This is a genomic window from Neisseria weixii, from assembly GCF_042658245.1.
Lineage (GTDB): Bacteria > Pseudomonadota > Gammaproteobacteria > Burkholderiales > Neisseriaceae > Neisseria > Neisseria weixii.
In genome coordinates this window covers 1-21,639 of record NZ_JBHSPY010000028.1, presented here as the reverse complement: position 1 = coordinate 21,639, position 21,639 = coordinate 1, and the positions used below count along the sequence as shown (strand labels likewise).

The 21,639-nt window shown below is 48.8% G+C and carries 23 protein-coding genes and 2 pseudogenes; 6 read left to right on the top strand and 19 right to left on the bottom strand.

From position 1 onward, the window contains the following. The 3 genes from ACFPVS_RS11010 (at position 1) to ACFPVS_RS11000 (ending at position 2,414) form a co-directional block, all read left to right on the top strand. Complete coding sequence (locus tag ACFPVS_RS11010; RefSeq protein WP_123804715.1) at positions 1–789, top strand: class I SAM-dependent methyltransferase; 789 nt, start codon at positions 1–3, stop codon at positions 787–789. A 127-nt stretch (positions 790–916) separates the two neighbouring features. After that, a complete protein-coding gene (locus ACFPVS_RS11005) occupies positions 917–1,537 on the top strand; it encodes a phosphoribosylglycinamide synthetase (protein ID WP_123804714.1) in 621 nt (206 codons plus the stop codon). A gap of 61 nt (positions 1,538–1,598) precedes the next feature. Beyond that, positions 1,599–2,414 (top strand): OmpA family protein, encoded by an 816-nt coding sequence (locus ACFPVS_RS11000; RefSeq protein WP_378595765.1) that lies wholly within the window; start codon positions 1,599–1,601, stop codon positions 2,412–2,414. Between the two features lie 113 nt (positions 2,415–2,527). On the opposite strand, the gene ACFPVS_RS10995 is transcribed toward ACFPVS_RS11000, so the two are convergent. From ACFPVS_RS10995 to recQ, 12 genes and pseudogenes are all read right to left on the bottom strand, one after another. Continuing rightward, positions 2,528–2,812, bottom strand: a complete 285-nt coding sequence (locus tag ACFPVS_RS10995; RefSeq protein ID WP_378595764.1) for a HigA family addiction module antitoxin — start codon at positions 2,810–2,812, stop codon at positions 2,528–2,530. Between the two features lie 11 nt (positions 2,813–2,823). After that, positions 2,824–3,102 (bottom strand): type II toxin-antitoxin system RelE/ParE family toxin, encoded by a 279-nt coding sequence (locus tag ACFPVS_RS10990; protein ID WP_123804712.1) that lies wholly within the window; start codon positions 3,100–3,102, stop codon positions 2,824–2,826. Between the two features lie 70 nt (positions 3,103–3,172). After that, positions 3,173–5,332, bottom strand: coding sequence for an ATP-dependent DNA helicase DinG (gene dinG, locus ACFPVS_RS10985; protein WP_123804711.1), 2,160 nt, complete (start codon positions 5,330–5,332; stop codon positions 3,173–3,175). A gap of 159 nt (positions 5,333–5,491) precedes the next feature. Then, positions 5,492–5,680 (bottom strand): anti-sigma factor family protein, encoded by a 189-nt coding sequence (locus ACFPVS_RS10980; protein WP_378595763.1) that lies wholly within the window; start codon positions 5,678–5,680, stop codon positions 5,492–5,494. 4 nt (positions 5,681–5,684) lie between these two features. After that, positions 5,685–6,262 (bottom strand): annotated as a pseudogene (locus ACFPVS_RS10975) (sigma-70 family RNA polymerase sigma factor). After that, on the bottom strand, positions 6,259–6,639 hold the full coding sequence (locus ACFPVS_RS10970; RefSeq protein WP_378595762.1) for an HvfC family peptide modification chaperone: 381 nt from the start codon (positions 6,637–6,639) through the stop codon (positions 6,259–6,261). Before ACFPVS_RS10970 ends, ACFPVS_RS10975 begins: the two are co-directional and overlap by 4 nt. Then, entirely contained in the window at positions 6,639–6,947 is a 309-nt protein-coding gene (locus ACFPVS_RS10965) for an HvfC/BufC family peptide modification chaperone (protein ID WP_378595761.1), read from the bottom strand. Before ACFPVS_RS10965 ends, ACFPVS_RS10970 begins: the two co-directional genes overlap by 1 nt. Continuing rightward, complete coding sequence (locus tag ACFPVS_RS10960) at positions 6,940–7,779, bottom strand: HvfB family MNIO-type RiPP peptide maturase (RefSeq protein ID WP_378595760.1); 840 nt, start codon at positions 7,777–7,779, stop codon at positions 6,940–6,942. The genes ACFPVS_RS10965 and ACFPVS_RS10960 overlap by 8 nt, the downstream gene beginning before the upstream one ends. A gap of 182 nt (positions 7,780–7,961) precedes the next feature. Then, positions 7,962–8,210: an HvfA family oxazolone/thioamide-modified RiPP metallophore gene (locus tag ACFPVS_RS10955; protein WP_378595775.1), complete on the bottom strand. Its 249-nt coding sequence runs from the start codon at positions 8,208–8,210 to the stop codon at positions 7,962–7,964. Positions 8,211–8,284: 74 nt separating this feature from the next. Then, positions 8,285–8,704, bottom strand: coding sequence for an HvfX family Cu-binding RiPP maturation protein (locus ACFPVS_RS10950; RefSeq protein WP_378595759.1), 420 nt, complete (start codon positions 8,702–8,704; stop codon positions 8,285–8,287). A gap of 210 nt (positions 8,705–8,914) precedes the next feature. Beyond that, positions 8,915–9,364: an HRDC domain-containing protein gene (locus tag ACFPVS_RS10945; protein WP_378595774.1), complete on the bottom strand. Its 450-nt coding sequence runs from the start codon at positions 9,362–9,364 to the stop codon at positions 8,915–8,917. A gap of 77 nt (positions 9,365–9,441) precedes the next feature. Next, positions 9,442–11,233: pseudogene (gene recQ, locus ACFPVS_RS10940) on the bottom strand (DNA helicase RecQ); the annotation flags it as partial. Positions 11,234–11,402: 169 nt separating this feature from the next. On the opposite strand from recQ, the gene ACFPVS_RS10935 reads away from it, so the two are divergent. After that, positions 11,403–11,840, top strand: a complete 438-nt coding sequence (locus ACFPVS_RS10935; RefSeq protein WP_378595758.1) for a surface-adhesin E family protein — start codon at positions 11,403–11,405, stop codon at positions 11,838–11,840. Between the two features lie 90 nt (positions 11,841–11,930). On the opposite strand, the gene ACFPVS_RS10930 is transcribed toward ACFPVS_RS10935, so the two are convergent. From ACFPVS_RS10930 to waaC, 6 genes are all read right to left on the bottom strand, one after another. Further along, complete coding sequence (locus ACFPVS_RS10930) at positions 11,931–12,503, bottom strand: L-threonylcarbamoyladenylate synthase (protein ID WP_123804703.1); 573 nt, start codon at positions 12,501–12,503, stop codon at positions 11,931–11,933. Positions 12,504–12,562: 59 nt separating this feature from the next. Continuing rightward, positions 12,563–13,834, bottom strand: coding sequence for a phosphoribosylamine--glycine ligase (gene purD, locus ACFPVS_RS10925; RefSeq protein ID WP_123804702.1), 1,272 nt, complete (start codon positions 13,832–13,834; stop codon positions 12,563–12,565). 156 nt (positions 13,835–13,990) lie between these two features. Continuing rightward, the gene (locus ACFPVS_RS10920; RefSeq protein WP_378595757.1) at positions 13,991–14,602 is read right to left on the bottom strand and encodes an IMPACT family protein; all 612 of its coding nucleotides are present in this window, start codon (positions 14,600–14,602) and stop codon (positions 13,991–13,993) included. 69 nt (positions 14,603–14,671) lie between these two features. After that, complete coding sequence (locus ACFPVS_RS10915; protein ID WP_123804700.1) at positions 14,672–15,607, bottom strand: electron transfer flavoprotein subunit alpha/FixB family protein; 936 nt, start codon at positions 15,605–15,607, stop codon at positions 14,672–14,674. A 12-nt stretch (positions 15,608–15,619) separates the two neighbouring features. Continuing rightward, positions 15,620–16,369, bottom strand: coding sequence for an electron transfer flavoprotein subunit beta/FixA family protein (locus ACFPVS_RS10910; protein ID WP_378595756.1), 750 nt, complete (start codon positions 16,367–16,369; stop codon positions 15,620–15,622). A 119-nt stretch (positions 16,370–16,488) separates the two neighbouring features. Then, positions 16,489–17,469: a lipopolysaccharide heptosyltransferase I gene (gene waaC / locus ACFPVS_RS10905; RefSeq protein WP_378595755.1), complete on the bottom strand. Its 981-nt coding sequence runs from the start codon at positions 17,467–17,469 to the stop codon at positions 16,489–16,491. A 207-nt stretch (positions 17,470–17,676) separates the two neighbouring features. Here waaC and tsaA point away from each other — a divergent pair, with 207 nt between their 5' ends. Next, positions 17,677–18,357: a tRNA (N6-threonylcarbamoyladenosine(37)-N6)-methyltransferase TrmO gene (gene tsaA, locus ACFPVS_RS10900; RefSeq protein ID WP_123804697.1), complete on the top strand. Its 681-nt coding sequence runs from the start codon at positions 17,677–17,679 to the stop codon at positions 18,355–18,357. A gap of 601 nt (positions 18,358–18,958) precedes the next feature. Here tsaA and gap read toward each other — a convergent pair. After that, on the bottom strand, positions 18,959–19,963 hold the full coding sequence (gap, locus tag ACFPVS_RS10895; protein ID WP_123804696.1) for a type I glyceraldehyde-3-phosphate dehydrogenase: 1,005 nt from the start codon (positions 19,961–19,963) through the stop codon (positions 18,959–18,961). Between the two features lie 514 nt (positions 19,964–20,477). Here gap and lpxC point away from each other — a divergent pair. Next, on the top strand, positions 20,478–21,395 hold the full coding sequence (gene lpxC / locus ACFPVS_RS10890; RefSeq protein ID WP_123804695.1) for a UDP-3-O-acyl-N-acetylglucosamine deacetylase: 918 nt from the start codon (positions 20,478–20,480) through the stop codon (positions 21,393–21,395). The last annotated feature ends 244 nt before the right edge of the window (positions 21,396–21,639 follow it).

The window sequence follows — 21,639 nt, the reverse complement described above, 5'->3', positions numbered from 1 at the left end:
ATGAATCAAGACCCACGCTGGGAAATCCACCGCCACCTGGCCCAACAAACCGACGAACGCTTGGCACTGGTGCGCCACATCCCGCAACACATCCTGCTTGTCGGCGCCGATGCTGACATCAGCCGCAGCCTGCTGGCCGCACGTTATCCCAAAGCCGCCTTCAGCGAATACGATCCGCGCCCCGATTTTCTTCAGACGGCCGCAGCCGATCGCAGAAGCGGTTTCTGGCAAAAACTTACCGGCAAACAGATTGAGCAATATTGCCAGCCGCTTAGCCAAACCTTACCCGAAGCCGCCGCCGATATGCTGTGGGCCAATCTCAGCCTGTCTAACTCCACCGAACCGCTGCCTGCCATCTTCCAAAACTGGGCAAACGCATTGAAAATTGACGGTTTGCTGTTTTTCACCCACTTCGGCCGCGACACCTTAGCCGAACTCACAGGCCGTCTGAACGCCGCCGGCATTGCCTGCACCGCGCCAATCTTTATGGACATGCACGACATCGGCGATATGCTCGCCGACAACGGCTTCTACGACCCCGTAACGGACACCGCCAAGCTCGAATTAAGCTACCGCCAAGCGGCAACCTTTTGGCAGGACATGGAAATTTTAGGAATCTGGAACGCGCTGCAATGTGAAAAACCGCAAGCCGCAAAAGATTTTGTCAACCGGATTTTTGCCGAAGAAGGCCGTCTGAACATCACGCTGGAAACGGTGTACGGCCACGCGGTGAAGAAACCGATTTTACCGCAGGGGGAAAGTTTGGTAACGTTTTACCCGAAAAAGTAAAGGCATATTCTCATCCGAATCCGGGCAGCAGTCTGAACTGCTGTTTTCAGACGGCATGAAACTTTCGCAGCAGTTATTTGTCTACATAATTAATCATCTATAAACCTTTACCCGAAAAGGAAAATCCATGAAACATTCGATGACCTTCGCCCTGATTGCCACCGCCCTCATCGGTTTGAGTGCCTGCCAAAAAGAAGAAGCACCCGCGCCGCAAGCTGCGGCGGAGCAAACCCAACACGCCGCTGACCAAGCGGCCACCGCCCAACCTGCTGCCAACCCGCAGCCGGGCAATGCGGTGTCGAGCGAAGATTTGATGCGCAAAGAAGCGCCCGCGCAGCCCGCCCAAGGTTCTGCGATTCAGGCCATCCAGAGCAAGCCTTACAACGGAACCACCGTACACCTGACCAAAGCCAAAGTGGTCGGCCCGATTTTGACGGTGGAATTCGTGTTCGAACCGAAACGCAAGCCTAATGGCGAGTATGATTATGTGGATGGTTATGAGGCCACCTTTGGCGATTTGTCATACATCGACGAAGCATCGGCACAGAAAGTCGGCCTGCTGCAGGACGAAAACGGTAAATTTTCCGCATCCCCAACAAGCAGCGACGGTAAGAAACTGTATATATCCGGTATCAGCAAAATGACCGCCGTTACCCTGAAATACCCTGCTCCGCCTGCCACTACGCAAACCATCAGCATCGACCTGCCCAAAGTCGGCTCGTTCGACAGTATCCCTGTTACCCGCTGATGCCGAAGGCCGTCTGAAAACGTAAGGGCATCAATCCGCGTATTGCCTTTTTAAGGGGTTGATGCTGCCGGCCTACGGCATTGCCGCATTTTCAGACGGCCTGAATGTTGAAAAACCGACAACGGAAAACCATCAAAAGGCCGACACCATGACCCCGAAAACCCTGTTCCCGATTTTCGCCCTAACCCTGCTTGCCGCCTGCGGACAGCAGCAAAGCGCAGAGCAGCCCGCGCCGCCCCACAACGGACAAATAGTCGAAGCGCAAGCGCAGGTTCAGACAGACAGCGAAGCCGCAGGCCTCAGCAGCGAAACCCACACCCCGGCCGAAATCCGCGCCGCCGAAAACGCGCCGCCGCCTCAGAAACTCACCGCCGTACGCAGTTCGCTCACAAGCGGCAGCGCAGGCGCGGCCGCCGCATCGGGCGCACTCGGCGGCACGGGTTCGCAGCTCACCGGCAACATCACAGGTCTGACCGCCAAAGAAACCGCGCAGGGCTTGGAGCTGGACATGTCGTCCGACGTTTTGTTCGACTTCGACAAAGCCGAACTCAAATCCGAAGCCGTGCCCGTGCTTGAAAAAGCCGCCGAAATCATCCGCAACAAAGGCAAAGGCGTAGTGGCCGTAACGGGACACACCGACAGCAAAGGCGACGATGCCTACAATCAAAAACTCTCGCTCGAGCGCGCCGAGACCGTGAAAAAATGGTTTGTGGAAAAAGGGCTGGCCAATGAATTCACCGTTGCCGGCAAAGGCGAAACCGACCCCGTGGCCGAAAACGAAAACAGCGACGGCAGCGACAACCCCGAAGGCCGCGCCAAAAACCGCCGCGTGGGGATTTTGGTGAAAACGCAGGAGAAAATCGGCGCGGCAAAATAGCGGCGGATTGGGCAGGCTGATTGGCAAACTTTGCCGCTGCCTGCATCATCATGACCATAGGGACAGGCCGTCTGAAAAAAATTTTTCAGACGGCCTTATCTTAATGACTACTATTATCCCGCATAAGCCACATTTAAGGGCACAACAAAATCGTGTGGGATTTGTTCGGCTTGCCATAAATCATATTTGTTTTGTAGATTGAGCCACAATTCTCCCGATGTGTTCAATAAAATGGATAATCGCACAGCCATATCGGCGGAAATAGCGGCTTTCCCGTTAAGAATGCGTGAAAGTGCGGCGCGTGTTACGCCCAAGCGTTTGGCTGCTTCGGTTACGCTGGTTTTGGCCAAGTATTCGCGCAAAACCAAGCCGGGATGAGGGGGATTGTGCATACGCATGTTTTTTATCCTTAATGGTAATCCTGATAATCGACAATTTCGGCATCTGTACCGTCAAATCGGAAGGTTAAGCGCCAGTTACCGTTTACCTTTACACTCCAATGATCTTTTAAATTGCCACTGAGTGGATGCAAATGCCAACCGGAAACATTCATATCCTGCACTTTGACCGCAGAATCCAATGCTGCTAACAAGATGGAAAGTTTCACGGCATGCGCGGCCTGAATGCCTGCTTTATTGCCGGTAGTAAAGAATTTTTCCAAACCTTTGTGCTTGAAGCTTTTAATCATGTGTAATCTTCTATTTGTATACCAAAACTATACACAGCAGCTAATTATGCGTCAAGCACGACCCCATACACTACCCAATCCGCTTAAACGGCGGCAAACAAGCCAAAAGCTGCTGGCCGTATCGTTGGGTTTTCACGCGGTTGTCGAGGATGGTGACGCGGCCGTAGTCTTGTTCGGTGCGGATGAGGCGGCCGACGGCTTGGACGAGTTTGATGCTGGCTTCGGGCACGGTGATTTCGATAAAGGGGTTGCCGCCGCGCTGTTCGATCCAGCGGTTTTGGGTTTTCTCAATCGGGTTGTCGGGCATGGAAAACGGCAGTTTGGCGATGATGACCTGCACGCAGGCTTCGCCGGGTAAATCGAGACCTTCGGCGAAACTGTCGAGGCCGAAGATGATGCTGGCTTTACCTTCGCTCAAGGCTTGGTAATGGCGTTGCAGCAACACGGTTTTGGGCAATTCACCCTGTATCAGCAGCAGGGGCAGGTATTCTTCGGGCAGGCGCAGGGCGACATCCTGCATTTGTTTGCGCGAGGAAAACAGCACCAGCGTGCCGATGGCTTGGTTGGCGGCAATCAGCTTGGGCAGCCATTCGACAATGGCGGCGGTGTGGGCATGGGGATCTTTCGGGCTGGCGTAAATCGGCGGGATATAAAGCTCGCCCTGTGTTTCAAAGTCAAACGGGCTTTGCAGCGCGAGGGTGGTGGCTTGGGGGAACCAAATCAGGCCGGTTTGGCGCAGCAGCAGGTTAAAATTGCCCAAAGATTGCAGGGTAGCCGAAGTCAACACGGCACCGGCGGCGCGGCGCCATAAACTGTTGGCAAGGTGGCTGGCGCTGCTGATGGGGCTGGCGTTGAAAATGTAGTCGTTTTTGTCGTCCACGCGGCGGGTAATCCATTTGGCCAGCGGCTCTTCTTTTTCTTTCGGCACGGTGGAAAACAAATCCCACACGGCGCCGATTTGTTCGATGCGGGCGACAAACAGGCCGAATTCGCTGCTCAGGCGGTCGACCAATGCGCCGTCTTGCTCTTTGTCACGGCGGCTGGCGGATAGGGCATCGTTGAGACCATAAACGTGTTTCAGCAGGCTGCGCGCGGCCACGCCGGTGTTGGACACCAGCAATTCCAAATCTTCGGGGATTTTGCCGTCTTCCCACAGCCACATCGGTTCGCTGCTTTTGCGGCCGGTGTCGCTGTCGTATTCGCCGGCGTTGAGGCCGAGTTTGGGCTCTTCGGCAAGGTGGAACTGCCACTCATGCAGGCTGTCGAGCAGTGACACGGCAGATTCGTCGGCTAAATTCGCCAGCTCAGTTTTGTCGGTGAGGGCGGCGATTTTATTGGTGATTTGCGGCAGTTTTTCCAAAGTCCACACGGCAGTGTTCCACGAATGCTCGGCGGCAAACTGGCTCAAGGCTTTTTTCGGCAGGTGATGCGCTTCGTCTATGCAGTAGAAACTGTTTTCCGGCGCAGGCAGAATCACGCCGCCGCCCATGCTGATGTCGGCCAGCAGCAAATCATGATTGGCAACGACGACATCCACCGTTTCCAGTGTATCGCGTGCCAGATAAAACGGGCATTCGGCGCGGTTGGGGCAGGCCGATTTCAGGCAGCCGTGGCGGTCGTTGGTGACTTTAAACCAAATCACATCATCGATTTTTTCCGGCCATGTGTCGCGGTCGCCATTAAAGCGGCGCGCGCCGAATTCATCGGCCATTTCGCGCAAAAGCTGGATTTCTTCGGGCTTGGGTTTGCTGTCCCATAACACGGTCGGCGCTTCAAAACCGAGCAGGTTTTGCTGCGCGTTGCCTTGGGTGAGTTGATAGAGTTTGTAGGGGCAAAGATAGCGGCCGCGCCCTTTGGCCAAGGCAAAGCTGAGTTCCAAACCGCTTTTTTCCACCAAAAACGGTAAATCACGTTCTACCAATTGCTCTTGTAAGGCCACGGTCGCGCTCGACACAATCAACCGCTTGCCACGCGTTTGCGCCATGATGCCGCCGGCCAACAGATAGGCCAGCGATTTGCCCACGCCGGTCGGCCCTTCAATCACGGCAATGCTCTCGCCTTCGCGCTGCGGCGCTTCACCGCCCTCCTCGCGCGTTTTCGTGCGCGAAAAGGCATTGGCAATGGCGGCAATCATCTCCCGCTGTGAAGCACGCGGACGGAAATGCGGCAGGCTTTTACTGATGTTTTGGTAGTGGTCGCGAATGGCGTTTTTTTCTAAATCGGTGAGCATGAGGCCGTCTGAAAAGGTTTGGAAAATAAGGTGTTATTTTAGCATTTTTTGGGTAAGGGATTGTAGGTAAGTGATGAGGCCGTCTGAAAGATTTATATGCTTTCAGACGGCCTCATCAATGTTAAAACGAAACAATGGGCAGCGAAGGTTTCAGACAGCCTATTCGGCTTTTTTGCCGTCAAACATCTGCCGTAAACCCCGTTCTATAGTGTCGAGTTGTTTGCGGTATTCACGGCAATCGCGGCACATAGATAAATGAATATGCACACGTAATTGCTGCTTGAGAGGGAGTATCCCTTCATCGTGCTGCCGGGAGAGCAGCCGGGTAATCTGTTTGCAGTTTCTCATGGTGTTATCCTTGATTGAACCATTTGATTTGCAGGCATTGGCGCAAACCTTCTCGGGCGCGGTACATGATGGTGTGGTAATTGGCGGCAGACAGGCTGCATTGGGTGCGGACTTCGGCGCTGTCAAAGCCGAGAATTTCTTTCATCATAAACACGCGGGCGGTGTTTTCCGGTAATCCGTACAAACACGCTTCCAATACGATATAGAAATGTTTTTCATTCAGGCTTTGCTCGGGTGATGCCCAGCTACTCGGGCGACCATGTTCCTGCCAATGGCCTTGGCTGTCGAACAAATTGTCAAAGGCTTCATCAAACATTTCTTTTTCATGACTGATAAACACCGCACGCCGACAACCGCTTTGGCGCAGGCTGTCGATAATTTTGTTTTTCAAAATGGCAAACAGCCAGCTTTTGACGTGCGCTTCGCCTTTAAAACTTTCTTCCGCACGATATGCTGAAAAAAAGTTTCCTGCACCAGATCTTCGGCCAAATCGGTTTGATCGGGCAACTGAATACAGGCAAAACGCACCAAATGACGGCGGATTTCATCGAGTTGGCGTTGGCTTAAACTGCTCAGGCTCATGGCTGCTGCTCCGCCAAAATAACTTCTGCGTGCCATGTTTGCCAACGTGATGCCAATTCTTCTGCCCAATGCGGATTTTCAGACGGCATCCATTCGGCCAACATGGCTTGCACGCCAGCCAAATTCATCGGATTTTCCGATAACGTTTGCAGCAATAAAGCGGTAAAGGCATCGGCCTCACGATACCAAACGACATCTTGCGGATTGCGCCACACCAACAGTGTAGTTTGGCTCTCACTCAAATCCTGATGCACGGCATAATCGTAATGGCGCAGAAATGCTGCCTCCGACAAGGTATAAACCGCCTCGGCATCATACGGACGGGTGTCTCCAATGATGGCGGTTTCTGCCAAAAGCTGGGTGTGCTCGAAATCCATCAATGCCAACAGGCCGTCTGAAAATAAGTGACGCTGGCGGCAGTATTGTAAAAATTCCCGGCAATTTCCTGAAAATAAGGCGATTGCGCCTGACCTTCGCGGATAAACTTTATTTTAGCGGCCTGCCAGCTTTCAGCATCACAATATTGCGGTGTTTCGGTATAGCAACGGTCGATAAAGCTGTGGATATTGTTGTGCACCAAACGCACATAAACAGCTAAACGATGGCTGTCGAAATCCTGTGCATTACCGCCCGCCCGAATAGCGGCGGCAAAGCGGTGTTGATATTCGGCGGACGTTTCAGACATGAAGATAGGCCTTTTGTACGTTTTGCTGGTAATCGCGGATGCGACCCACTTCGGCAGTTAATTCTTCAAACGACGGAAAATTAAAATCGCGTTCGAGCAAAGTGGGCGGAATATGCGGCAATGCGGCATAGGTATCGGCCAACAAATCCCACACATCGCCACACACAGGCGCACCGTGGGTATCAATCAACAAATCTTCTGCTTCTTGGTCATGGCCGGCGATGTGCAGATAACATACGCGGCTTTTATTGACTTGGGCAAGGAAATCGGCAGGCATGAGCAAACCATGATTGACTGCATTAACGTAAATATTATTCACATCTAAATGTATGCCGCAATCGGCTTCGTCGGCCACAGCGTTCAAAAATTCGGCTTCATTCATTTCCGCCAAAGGGGAATGCAGGTAATACGAGGTATTTTCCACTGCAATACGGCAGCCGAGCATATCTTGCACCCGCTTCACCCGCGCGGCAGTGTGATGCACCATTTCTTCGGTAAAAGGCAATGGCAGCAAATCATAAAGATGGCCGCCATCATGGTAATAGCTCAAATGGTCGGAGAAAAAACGGCAATCGTATTGCTGCATCATCTGTTTGATACCGGCAATTAAATCGGTATCCAACGGCGCTTGTCCGCCCAAGGAAAGCGACAACCCATGCAAAGCAAGCGGCAGCTTTTCAGTTACGCGGTCAAACTGTTTACGTGCATGGCCACCCATTTTCAACCAGTTTTCAGGGGCGGCTTCGATAAACGCAATAGGGCTGTCATCAGGCAGATTGAGAAAATCTTCCGCTAAATCACGGCGATAACCTAAACCTGTATATTGAATCATGATTGATTGTTCCTATGTTTTCAAATGGCCGGCTTAATGTAAACCCGTTGTATTCGTTTGTTGTTTTATAATAAAACCCCGGTCTTGAATTAAATCGGCTTTAAACGGCATCTTCAAAATCTTGCATCAAAAAAGATGCCGTTATAGCCGCCTTTTCAGACGGCCTAAAACAGCACGTACCGTTATTTAGAACCGCATTTACCTTCAGCAGCTTTGGTTTTTGCAGGAGCAGCACCACATTTGCCTTCGGCAGCTTTAGTTTGAGCAGCAGATGCACCGCACTTGCCTTCGCCACATTTACCTTCACCAGCTTTGGCTTTAGAGGCTTTGGCAGCAGCTGGCTTTGCTGAAATTTTTTCAGTCGCCTGAGCACAAGCCACCAAAGACAGAGACAGTGCACTCGCCAACGCAGCAGCAGTTTTTTTATTAATCATGTTTTTTCCTTTCCAAAAGAGTATATTAAATATGAAATAAAACGTTTTGAGTCCGTTTTGAGACTATAAATCTAACCAAGCAAACTACTTTTCAGACGGCATCGGCGGCCGATTAAAGCATCCAAAGAAAAATGTCCCGCTCCTTGTAAAAGCAAGGCCAACAGCACTACCGCATAAATCAATGCCATTTTGTAACCGCCTTCACCGACGTTGTAGCCCAACCCGGCATGTACTGCCGCCCAAGCGACTAATGTCAAAATCATCAATCCGGCCGCCGCAAAGCGGGTAGCCAAACCGATAAGCAAAAGCAAAGGCAATATCAATTCGGCAAACATCGCCAATTGCCAATTGATTTCTGGTGAGAACCATAAAAAGGGAGGTGGAAATTTCTCGGCAATTTCAGCAAACCAGTTCTCACCACGCCATTTTTCTAAACCTGCCTCAAAAAATTCATACGCAGTAAACAAACGCAACACCAGTAAGCTTGCCAAGAAGTGGCTTCTTTCATAAATTATCCGTTCCGTTTTAATTTGTTTAACGAAAATTTAGACGAAACGGCATTATAAAACTGACAATATTTTTTGAAATTTTTTCTAGATTGTTGTTTTTAAATTAAATTTAATAGAAGAAATTTTAATTGAAGGCTTTAGATTCATAGCAATACTGCTGAGCTTATTTTTCAGACGGCCTTACCCATTGATTTAAAACTCACCCACAATCTCTAATATTGCTTCCCCATACTTCGCCAGCTTTTCTTCGTCTACGCCATGAATCTCTGCTAATGCGTCCATGGTTTTCGGCTTTTTGGCGGCAATGGCACGCAAGGTAACTTTGCTGAAAATCTGGTGCGACTCGATGTATTCAAGGCGGGCGGTTTTGGTGCACCATTCGAGCAATTCACGCATGAGTTTGCGTGTGCTTACCGCTTTATCTTCTAGGGAATCGGAGAAGGGATAACATACGGATAAGATATCGGTGGCATAACGGCCGATGCTGACTTGGCCCAAGCCGTGTACACCTTGTAAGTCCAAATCGGTTTCGGGGGTAAGGCGGATCAGGTCGAGCAGGGTATCGTCACTCAAGATTTTTTTTAAGGCTACACCTTCGGTTTGGGCTTGTTTGCCGCGCCATGCGGTGAGGGTTTGCCACATGATTTTGTCGCGTTCGCTGGTCAGGCCGTCTGAAATGTTTTCGTTTGCGTTTTCAGACGGCGTGTCTTGCCCATTAACAGCGGTTTGGCATACTTCCAAGATTTCCAAGCCGAAGCTGTTGATTTTGGCTTCGCCCAAGCCGTAGATTTCGTGTAATTCAGTTAGATTTTGCGGCAGCTTTTCCACCACGTCGCGCAGGGTTTTGTCACCGCAGATAACATAAGCCGGCACTTCCGCCGCTTTGGCTTTTTCCATGCGCCATTTGCGCAACGCCTGCCAGATGCGCTCTTCGCGCTCGGTACGCAGCCATTCTTCTTTCGGTTTCTGCGTGGCGGCTTTGTCGCGTTTGAGCGGGCGCAACCAAACTTCGGCTTCTCCTTTTAATACTTTGCGCGCGTCGTCGGTAAGTTGTAAGGATTGATATTGCTGGGTATTGACGGTGAGATAACCCAAGCTGATGCATTGGCGGATGACGCTGCGCCATTCTTTGTCGGTCAGGTCGTCGCCGATGCCGAATGTGGATAGTTGATTATGCTGATTGCGCAGAATCCATTCGTCGCTTTTGCCGCGCAAGACGTTGGTAACGTATCCGGCTGCAAAGAGTTGGCCGACACGGTACACACAGCTTAACAGTTTTTGCACCAACACGGTTCCATCAAACCGGGTAGGCGGATGCAGGCAGTTGTCGCAATGGCCGCAAGGTTGAGAAGTTTCGCCGAAATGGCGCAGTAGTAATACACGGCGGCATTCGGTGGTTTCGCACACCGACAGCATGGTATCGAGCTTTTGCATTTCGACTTGTTTTTGCGCTTCTTCGCTGTTGCCTTCGGCAATGCGTTCGCGCAGCAATACCCAATCATTCAGGCCATAACACAGCCAACTGGCAGCAGGCAGACCATCCCGTCCCGCGCGGCCGGATTCTTGGTAGAAATGCTCGATACTTTGCGGCATATCCAGATGGGCAACAAAGCGGACATCGGGCTTATCAATGCCCATACCGAAAGCGACGGTTGCCACCACAATCACATTGTCTTCGCGGGTGAAGCGGCGTTGATTGGCTTCGCGCACGTCCATGCTCAATCCGGCATGATAAGGAATGGCTTCCAAACCGTTGCTGTGCAAAAACTGCGCCACATCTTCGACTTTTTTGCGGCTTAGACAATACACAATGCCGCTTTGGCCGCTCATTTGCTTGTGGATAAAATCAAGCAGCTGCTTTTTACCATTGTTTTTCTCGATGACTTGGTAATAAATATTCGGGCGGTCGAAGCTGGCAATGTATTCGGGCGATTGTTCCAACTGAAGATAATGCTTGATGTCGGCGCGCGTGGCAGCATCGGCGGTAGCGGTTAAGGCAATGCGCGGCACTTGTGGATAACGTTGTGCCAACATGCCGAGCTGCTGATATTCGGGTCGGAAATCATGCCCCCATTGACTGACGCAATGTGCTTCGTCAATGGCAAACAGGCTGATTTTTTGTTGATCGAGAAAACGCAAAAAGCGGTCGGTGACCAAGCGCTCGGGGGCGACGTATAACAGTTTCAGACGGCCTGCGTCCAATTTATCGGCAATTTCACGCGCTTTGTCGCCGCTGGTGCTGCTGTTGACGCTGGCCGCTTCAATACCGGCCGCATGCAGGCTGGCTACTTGATCGTTCATCAACGCAATCAACGGCGATACAACAATGGCCACGCCTTCACGCATCAGAGCCGGAATCTGATAACACAATGATTTGCCGCCGCCGGTAGGCATCAACACCATCAGACTTTCGCCTTGAGCCAAGGTATTGACCACCGCTTCCTGATTGCCGCGAAATTCGGGATAACCGAATACTTCGTGCAAAATTTGTCGGGCTGTGGGGTGGCTCATGATGCGTCCGTTGGCGTGAAAAGCTTTATTTTAACGGTTTTATCCGCCGGATGCATGGCTTAGTTTCCACAATTTATGCCGTGTCTGAGGGTAAGGTTTGCAAAGCCGGTTTACTTCATCTTGACTCTTCAAGCATAATAGCGATGATTGGTTTAAGAATGAGGTAAACATGAATATGCAATGGTATCGCTTGGGTCTGTCCGCTTCTTTGGCGTTGGTTTTGGCTGCTTGTGCTTCATCGGGTGGCTCGAGTAATGGCAATTGGCAAAACATCGGCACTACATCCAACGGAAATATTAAAGTCGCGGTGGATAAAAGCAGCATAAAGAGTAACGGCCAGCTGGTAACATTCCGCGACCGTAAAGTGATTTCCAAACTCAGCGAAGAAAAATTCGCCAACACGCCTGCATATAAAACCGCATTAGCCGATTGGGAAATCCATTGCGGCAACAAAACCTACCGTTTGACGGCATTACAATTACTGAATGAGCGTGGACAAACAATGACCAACCAACGCTACACCGCCACCAATTTGCGCCCGATGAGTGTGATGAGTGGCTCGATTACCGAAAAACAATATGAATTGGTGTGTGGTAAAAAACTTTAATCCACAAAATTATCCACAAAGAAAAAGGCCGTCTGAAAACATCATATTTTCAAACGGCCTTTTTCATAATTAGCTGATTTTTAAGATATATCAACGCAAGCGTTTACCCGTTTCACCATCAATAATTTGGCTTGGTGCTTTCCGGTCACCAATTAAACCGCCGATAATCCACACTTTACGCCCGAATCGTCTCCTAACTTCGCGCTCAGTTTTGCAGGCTCGTTTGCCGGCACGATTACACGATGTAGAAACCAAAGCCGTATTCAAAGCATGACACAATCGGCGTGCACCGGCATGAGCGGGCACACGCACGGCCAGTTTGTCCCTGTTTTTACCGCGCAATAACGACAACACGCTTTTTTCAGACGGCAGCAAAAACGTTTTTGCTGCCGGCCAAGTTTGCTGCAATAAGGCTTGCATGTTTTCAGGCGGCCTTTTAATCAAGGGTTGCAATTGGTCTAAATCGCTGCCAATCACAATCATGCCTTTATGCTGCGGCCTTTTTTTGAGATGAATCACCCGTTTTAACCCTTGTGCATGCTTAGGCAGACAGCCCAAACCGTAACAAGATTCAGTCGGATACGCCACCACACCGCCTGATTTCAAATGGGCGCTGAGCTTTCTTTGCAGGCTGGCAGATAAGATTCGGGGAAACGGTTTCATAATCTTTTCTAAATGAGGAAGGCCGTCTGAATTGTCAGACGGCCTTTTAAAGATACAGATTAGCGGTTAATCGCTTTATCCGCAATATCTTTGCGGTATTGCATGCCGTCGAAGCTTACTTTTTCCAAAGCCGCATAAGCTTTGGCTTTGGCCGCCGCCACATCGTCACCCAGACCGACCACGCATAATACACGGCCGCCATTGGTGATAACTTGGGTTTTTTCGTTCACCGCCGTACCGGCATGAAATACTTTGCCGATTTGATTGGCTTCTTCCAAACCGGAAATTACATCACCTTTTTTCGGCGTTTCCGGATAGTTTTCCGCAGCCAATACCACACCGACAGCGGTTTGCGGATTCCATTCGGCGTTGACTTCATTCAATTTACCGTCAATCGCCGCTTCAATCAAAACAACTAAATCAGTATCCAAACGGCTCATGATCGGTTGGGTTTCCGGATCACCGAAACGGCAGTTGAATTCAATGGTATAAGGTGCGCCGTTTTCATCAATCATCAAACCGGCGTATAAAAAGCCACTAAACGGATGACCTTCAGACTGCATGCCTTTTACGGTCGGCAAAATGATTTCGTTGATGGCACGTTCGTATACATCTGGCGTGACGACCGGTGCGGGACTGTATGCACCCATACCACCGGTATTCGGGCCTTGATCATCGTCCAATAAGCGTTTATGGTCTTGACTGGTGGCCATCGGCAAAACATTTTCACCATCCACCATCACGATAAAGCTGGCTTCTTCACCTTGCAGGAAATCTTCAATCACCACGCGCGCGCCGGCATTGCCCATTTTATTGCCGAGCAGCATATCATCAATGGCAGCATGCGCTTCGTCTAAGGTAAGCGCGACAATTACGCCTTTACCGGCAGCCAAACCGTCGGCTTTAATCACAATCGGTGCGCCTTTTTGATTGACGTAATCATGTGCAGCTTCGGCTTTTTCAAAAGTCTGATATTGCGCAGTAGGGATGCCGTATTTGGCCATAAATGCTTTGGCAAAGTCTTTGGAGCTTTCCAATTGCGCTGAATATTGGGTAGGGCCAAAAATTTTCAGGCCTTGGGCGCGAAAATCGTTTACCATCCCTGCGGCCAATGGTGCTTCCGGACCTACTACGGTAAAGGCAATGTTTTCTTTATTACAAAAATCAATTAAATCAGCATGCGAGGTTAAAGCAATATTCTGCAGCTTCGGCTCAATTGCCGTGCCTGCATTACCGGGGGCCACAAATACGGTTTCTACGCGCTCGGATTGCGCTAATTTCCACGCCAATGCATGTTCGCGACCGCCACTGCCAATAACCAGCAATTTCATGCTTTCTCCTTTAAAAAAACATTGGTTTCTGAATCGGATTAAAGCGAAATTATAGCCTGTTTTAACACACTTAAACAGCTTTAAATCATAATGGATCAAACATTGCTCAAATGCACATTGAAATAAATAGGCCATCTGAAATGTTCAGACGGCAGATTAAAATGCTTCTTCAAAACTGACCTCAATTTGCCGGGTATGCTGCCATGCGGCCAAACAGGCTTCATAACTCGCCAAAGGCAGGCACACGGTTAATTTGCAATCCAACTGCAGATTTTGTTCAATAATTTCAGCCTGATGCTGCTTGGCAATCCGAATTGCATCATTCAATACCGGATATTCGCAGCGAATCCAAACCGTTTTTTCAATGTTTTTCTCAATAATTTCGGCAATGGCTAAAGCTTCGGCAGTAGAATTTTTATAAGCCTGAATCAGACCGGGCACACCCAATAATGTACCGCCAAAATAGCGCACCACCACCACCAAAACATCAGTCAAGCCTGCTGAGTCGATTTGACCGAGAATGGGCCTGCCAGCGCTACCGGATGGTTCGCCATCATCATTGGCACGAAACTGCAAACCATCCACACCCAAGCGATAGGCATAGCACCAATGCCGCGCTTTGTGATGCTCTTCACGCAAAGCATCGACATATTGCTTAACCTGCACCACACTTTGTATCGGATACGCATAGGCAATAAATCGGCTGCCTTTGTCTTTGATTTCAGCCTGCACATGTGCTGCAATGGTGGAATAAGTGGTGATGGTCATGATTACTCTGGAAAAATTTCAGACGGCCTTTTCATCAGGCCGTCTGAAAAATGTTTCACGTGAAACGCTTTAGTTTTTCAATGCTTCAGTCAGTTGCGGTACGATTTCGAACAAATCACCAACAATGCCATAATCTGCCACATTAAAAATCGGCGCGTCAGCATCTTTATTTACAGCCACAATTACTTTACTGTCTTGCATACCGGCAACGTGTTGGATCGCACCGGATACGCCTATGGCAAAATAAAGCTGTGGAGCAACCACTTTACCGGTTTGGCCGACTTGCAAATCATTCGGCGCATATTCGGCTTCAACCGCTGAACGGGAGGCGCCAATAGCCGCACCCAAAACATCCGCCAACGGAGTCAGAATTTGTTTAAAGTTTTCCGCGCTGCCTAAGGCACGGCCACCGGCCACCACCACATTGGCTTGGGTTAGGTCAGGGTGGTCGGATTGCGCCAATTCGCGCTTCACAAAGCGGCTGATGTTTTGTGTCTCAAGCGCGGCTACATTCACCACTTCTGCGTTACCGCCAGTTGTAGCAGCCGCTTCAAAAGCTGTGGCACGGAAAGTCAGCACCATTTTTTCAGCCGAAGTTTGTACCATTTCAAATGCATTGCCTGCATAAATGGGACGTACAAAAGTTTGATTATCCACAATTTCAGTCAAATCAGAAATTTGCGGCACATCCAAAACCGCAGCCACACGCGGCAACAGGTTTTTGCCAAATGCAGTCGCCGTAGCGGCAACATAGCGGTAATCGGCAGTCAATTTAACCACCAATGGGGTCAATTCTTCAGCCAAACTTTCGGCATAATGTGCTGCTTCGGCAACCAATACCTTCGCTACACCGGCCACTTGCTTAGCTTGTTCGGCTACTGTGGCGACACCTTTACCGGCCACCAATAAATGAACTTCACCCAATTTTTCAGCCGCTTTGATTGCGTGCAGGGTAGCGGGATTCAAATGCTGGTTATTGTGTTCAGCAATTACTAATACGCTCATGGTTCCGCTCCCTTAAATTACTTTAGCTTCGTTTTTCAATTTTTCGACCAACTCAGTCACACTGGCCACTTTCACACCGGCTTGACGTGCTTTAGGTTCCAATACTTTCACCACATTCACGCGTGCGGCGGTATCCACGCCCAAATCCGCCAAAGCGACTTTTTCCAGCGGCTTTTTCTTGGCTGCCATGATGTTTGGCAATTTCACAAAGCGCGGCTCGTTCAAACGCAAATCGGCGCTGATCACTGCCGGCAGATTCAATGCAATCACTTCTTCGCCGCCATCAATTTCTCGGGTTACGATCACTTCGTTGCCATTTAATTTCACTTTAGAAGCAAATGTCGCTTGCGGTGCATTCAATAAAGCAGCCAACATTTGCGCGGTTTGATTGGCATCATCGTCAATAGCTTGTTTACCCAGCAAGATGATTTGCGGATTTTCTTTATCGGCAACAGCTTTCAGCAATTTAGCTACAGCCAAAGGCTCAAGCTTGGTATCGGCTTCGATGTGAATTGCGCGGTCTGCACCCATTGCCAGTGCTGTACGCAAAGTGTCTTCACATTTTTTCTCACCGATGGATACCGCCACAATTTCGCTGACCTTACCGGCTTCTTTTAAGCGCACGGCTTCTTCTACAGCAATTTCGTCAAACGGGTTCATCGACATTTTCACGTTGCCGATATCCACATCCGAACCGTCAGCTTTGACACGGACTTTCACGTTGTAATCGACCACGCGTTTTACTGCGACCAATACTTTCATTCCATACTCCTAAAACAGGAATTTCAAAAATATAAAACAGGAATTTCAAAAATAATTTCGATTCAGCCGATTCAATACATCGGTTAAGTGATTTTGATGGTATTTCGTTTCAGCCAGCCTTAATTATTATTATTATTATTTTTAGCAGCCATACATTCCATCAATACAAGGTAAACTTCTTCAACCGCCGGTATTTTCGCCACATTGCCCAAATTTTGTGCCCACGGTGATACTTGCACACCGGTTTTCAACGGATCGGTATCGGTATAAATGCCGACTACCGGTTTATCCAAGGCATTGGCCAAGTGCAACAAACCGGTATCCACACCCATCACGCCTACTGCCTTATCCAATAAATCCGCTGCCTGTAATAAACTCATTTTGTCGCACACAATGGCAAACGGCAGATTGGCGGCAATTTGTTCGGCGCGTGTTTTTTCGGCGGTATTACCCCAAGGCAGATACACCTTGGCATTTTGCTCGACATATATTTTTTGTAATAAAGCCACCCAGTTTTCAGACGGCCATAATTTGCTGTCGCGACTGGTGGCATGCAATGCCACATAATAAGGCGTTTGCAAACTATTCAGACGGCCTGCTTCGGGTACTTCTAAACCGAAGGATTGCTGCTCAGGCAGGCTGTAGCCGAATATTTGGGCAAACAATACACGGTTACGCCAAACCGCATTTTTGCCTTTTTCTACAGCAAACTGATGTTGATAAAAATGCGCTACCCAGCTTTCTCGCGCACTGTGTTGATCCAAACCGTAAATCGGCGCTTTTGCCATTTTGGCGAATAAAGCGCTTTTTATCAGCCCTTGACTATCCAATACAAAATCAAATTGTTCTTGCTGCAAAGCGGTTTTCAGACGGCCTATTTCACGCCACGTTTCCGCTTGGATCAATTTTTTACGCCATTGCCGCCATTTCATGGTATGCACTTTTTTGACAAAAGGGTGCAGGCGGGCAATATCAGCAAAACTGGCTTCACTCAACCAATGCAACTCCACATCCGGACGCTGTTGCGCTAAATCTTGTACAGCAGGCAAGGTGTGAATCAAATCGCCCATACTGGACAAACGGACAAGCAGAATTTTCATAAGCGGTGATGTTTCACGTGAAACATTAATAACTATTTGATTTTAAATAAAATTTATCATTTTAACAAAACTACCGCCATAAAAATGTGTGAAACGTTGTTTGACACGCAGTTTATCGGCAAAATGAACCTGAGTATTATATCAAATTCATGCCCGATTTGGGACTTATTGCTGTGATATGATACGGTTTTTCTCTCTTTGCCAGCCATGTCTTACACCATCGAAACCATTGCTCGCGTGCATTCTCCCTACAAACAAAAATTCGGCGTGGCACGCCAGCCTGGCTTGGTGCCGGCGGCGGAAGTATGCATTGAATTAAACCCCGAATTTCATGCCGACAGCGTGCGTGGCTTGAAAGATTTCGGCTATATATGGGTCAGCTTTATTTTTCATGGTGTATTGGGTGAAGGTTGGTCGTCATTGGTGCGGCCGCCGCGTTTGGGCGGCAAACAGAAAATGGGGGTTTTCGCCACGCGCAGCCCGCACCGCCCCAACCATCTCGGCTTGTCATTACTCAAACTCGAACGCATCGAAACCGGCAAAACCGTGAAACTTTATTGCAGCGGCGCAGATTTACTCGATGAAACACCGGTCATCGACATCAAACCCTATATCCCATTTGTCGAAGCCAAGTCCGATGCCGCCAGCGGCTTTGTTACAGGCAAACCGCAAGAGTTAGCTGTTGCGTGGCAAAATGAAGCCCTGCAAACAGCGTTATCAAAAAAAGAGCGTGACGTGATTACGCAAAGCATTGCCCAAGACCCGCGCCCTGCCTATCAAAACATTCCCGAGCGCGTGTATGTGATGAACATCTTGGATTATGAAGTGAAGTTTCAAATTCAATCCCAAACCGCCACCATCATCGATATTGCTTTACATCAAGCATAAATGGGCTGAGGCCGTTGCAAAACCTCATAAACCACCCATAAAAATCCAAACAGCCGTCATTTCCTCGCAGGCGGGAATGACGTCGATTCTTTGTACAGTGGCTTTTCAGGGAGTTTTGCAAAGGTCTTGGACTGATAAAAAAAGGCCGTCTGAAAATTTATTTTTCAGACGGCCTGGGGGATGTAGAAAATCCTAGCGTTGTTTACACTTTTGCTTTTTTGCTTGAAGACCCATTTTGGGATTTTCGAGTGTTGTCAAGAATGCCGAAAGGCACGGCAACGCCGCATGGTTCTTGATAATGCTCAACAATCCTAAAACAATCATTTAGGCAGAAAATAAAAGCTGTTTTGCATAAAAAGTGTAAACAACCCGACAATTTCCTACACCTGGATCTTTGCAAAACTCCTTTAAAAGCCAGTGCACACAAAACTGACGTCCTTTCCGCGGGCGGGAATCCATTTCTCAGCATAGCAAGCTATTGAATAAAATAAGGTTCCTAAACGTTGAGATGGATTCCCGCCTGCGCGGGAATGACAGTTTAAAGATTTCTAAAAATTTACGAGTTTTACAAAGGTCTCGGCCTTTTGTTCATTTAAATGAATTAGATCTTAGCAGCAAAGTATGCCAAAGTGCGCACCAATTGGCAGGTGTAAGACATTTCATTGTCGTACCAAGCCACAGTTTTCACCAATTGCTTGTCGCCGACGGTCATCACACGAGTCTGCGTCGCATCAAACAATGAGCCGAATTCAATGCCTACCACATCAGAAGACACGATTTCGTCTTCGGTGTAGCCGTAAGCTTCGTTTGCAGCAGCTTTCATCGCAGCATTGATTTCTTCTTTGCTTACTTGGCGTTCCAATACGGTGACCAATTCAGTCAGCGAGCCGGTAGCCACTGGTACGCGTTGGGCGGAACCGTCCAATTTGCCGTTCAATTCAGGAATCACCAAGCCGATAGCTTTAGCTGCGCCGGTGCTGTTTGGCACGATGTTGATGGCAGCAGCACGGGCGCGGCGTTTGTCGCCTTTGCGGTGTGGTGCATCCAAGGTATTTTGGTCGCCGGTGTAGGCGTGGATGGTGGTCATCAAACCTTCTACCACACCGAATTCTTTTTGCAACACGGCAGCCATCGGCGCTAAGCAGTTAGTAGTGCATGAAGCGGCAGAAATCACGGTTTCACTGCCGTCTAATACTGATTCGTTCACACCGAATACCACAGTTTTCACATCGTTGCCGCCCGGTGCAGAAATTACCACTTTACGCGCGCCGGCACGAATGTGCGCTTGGCATTTTTCATTGCTGGTAAAAAAGCCGGTACATTCCAATACTACATCTACGCCCAATTCGCCCCAAGGCAATTCTTCAGGATTCGGGTTGGCAAATACTTTGATTTCTTTACCGTTGACCACGATTGCATCGTCTTTCAATTCGGCAGTACCTTGGAAGCGGCCTTGGGTGCTGTCGTATTTAAACAGGTGCAACAGCATATCGGCAGGGGTCAAGTCGTTGACCGCTACAACTTCAATACCTTCGGCTTTCATAATCTGACGCAAAGCCAAACGACCGATGCGGCCAAACCCATTAATCGCAACTTTAATGCTCATATGTGTACTCCTAACATAAAAGGGGAAAATTTTTTGATGTCTTTATTGTATCGTGAAATAAAACTACTACCTACCATTACATTTCACTACTTTGAAAATGTTTGATTTAAATAAACAAACAGTCAAATAAGGCCGTCTGAAAGAAACCTTGTTGGTAAAACAAAACATAAAAGACAATACATCACAAAAATTCGAAATTGATTAAAATAAAAAGATGATTTTGATGATGGCCTGATTATAATGTGGATAAGTTAATAAAGCAATTTTAAAACAAAACGATAGATGTTAAGTTATACTGGGTTTAACCCACGCTGAAGTCACATTATAAACTGGGATAATCTATTTGCTTCTTTCCCAACCTGTGGATAAATACATTTTTTTCCACCGTTTACCCACTATTTTTTCAGAAGGCCTATCGCACTTTAATGAAATCATAAGTAAATACTATTAAAAGTGATGGCTGATTGATTCATTTTTATCGTATTATCAGATCATTGACTATCGGAGAACCATTATGTTGCAAAGAACGCTTGCCAAATCCATCAGCGTCACCGGCGTTGGTCTACATTCGGGCGAACGTGTTGCACTGACTCTGCATCCAGCCCCTGAAAATAGCGGTATTTCCTTTCGCCGCACCGATTTGAGCGGCGAGCAGGGCGAAATCATCAAACTCACGCCTTACTTAATCAACGATACCCGCCTGTCGTCTACTGTCGTCACCGAAAACGGCGTGCGCGTCGGCACCATCGAACACATTATGTCCGCCTTATCCGCCTACGGTGTAGATAACGCCTTAATCGAACTCAACGCGCCCGAAATCCCGATTATGGACGGCTCCAGTCTGCCGTTTATCTACCTGTTGCAAGATGCCGGCATTGTCGACCAAAAAGCACAAAAACGTTTCCTGCGCATTTTGAAACCGGTGGAAGTGAAAGAAACCGGCAAGTGGGTACGTTTCACCCCTTACGACGGCTTTAAAGTCACGCTGACCATCGAATTCGACCATCCTGTGTTCAACCGTAGCGCGCCGACTTTTGAAATCGACTTTGCGGGCAAATCGTATGTGGACGAAATCGCCCGCGCCCGCACTTTCGGCTTTATGCAGGAAGTCGAGCTCATGCGAGCCCACAATCTCGGCTTGGGCGGCAACCTGACCAACGCCATTGTGATTGATGATGTGGATATCTTGAATCCGGAAGGTTTGCGCTACCCCGATGAATTTGTGCGCCACAAAATTCTCGATGCCATCGGTGATTTATACATCGTCGGCCACCCGATTATCGGCGCATTCGAAGGCTACAAATCCGGCCATGCCATCAACAACGCCTTACTGCGCGCCATTTTGGCCGATGAAAACAATTACGAGTGGGTAGAATTCAGCCACGAAGACAATTTGCCGGCCGCATTTCACGAACTACCGAGCGCAGCTTAAAATTTAACAGCTTATCCATCAAACAGGCCGTCTGAAAGTTTCAGACGGCATTTTATTTAAGCCACACCCATAAAAGAAACAGAGATAGGCGCCAGCGAACCTAAAAATATAGAAAAATAAACTTATTTATCGATACACGCCTGAAACAGCCAATCCACATCCGCCATTCTCAGCCGATTCCCAACACCTTTAATCCAAGCCCGAATCCAAGCCCGCTTTTTCTCTATCTGATTCAGATCGGGAC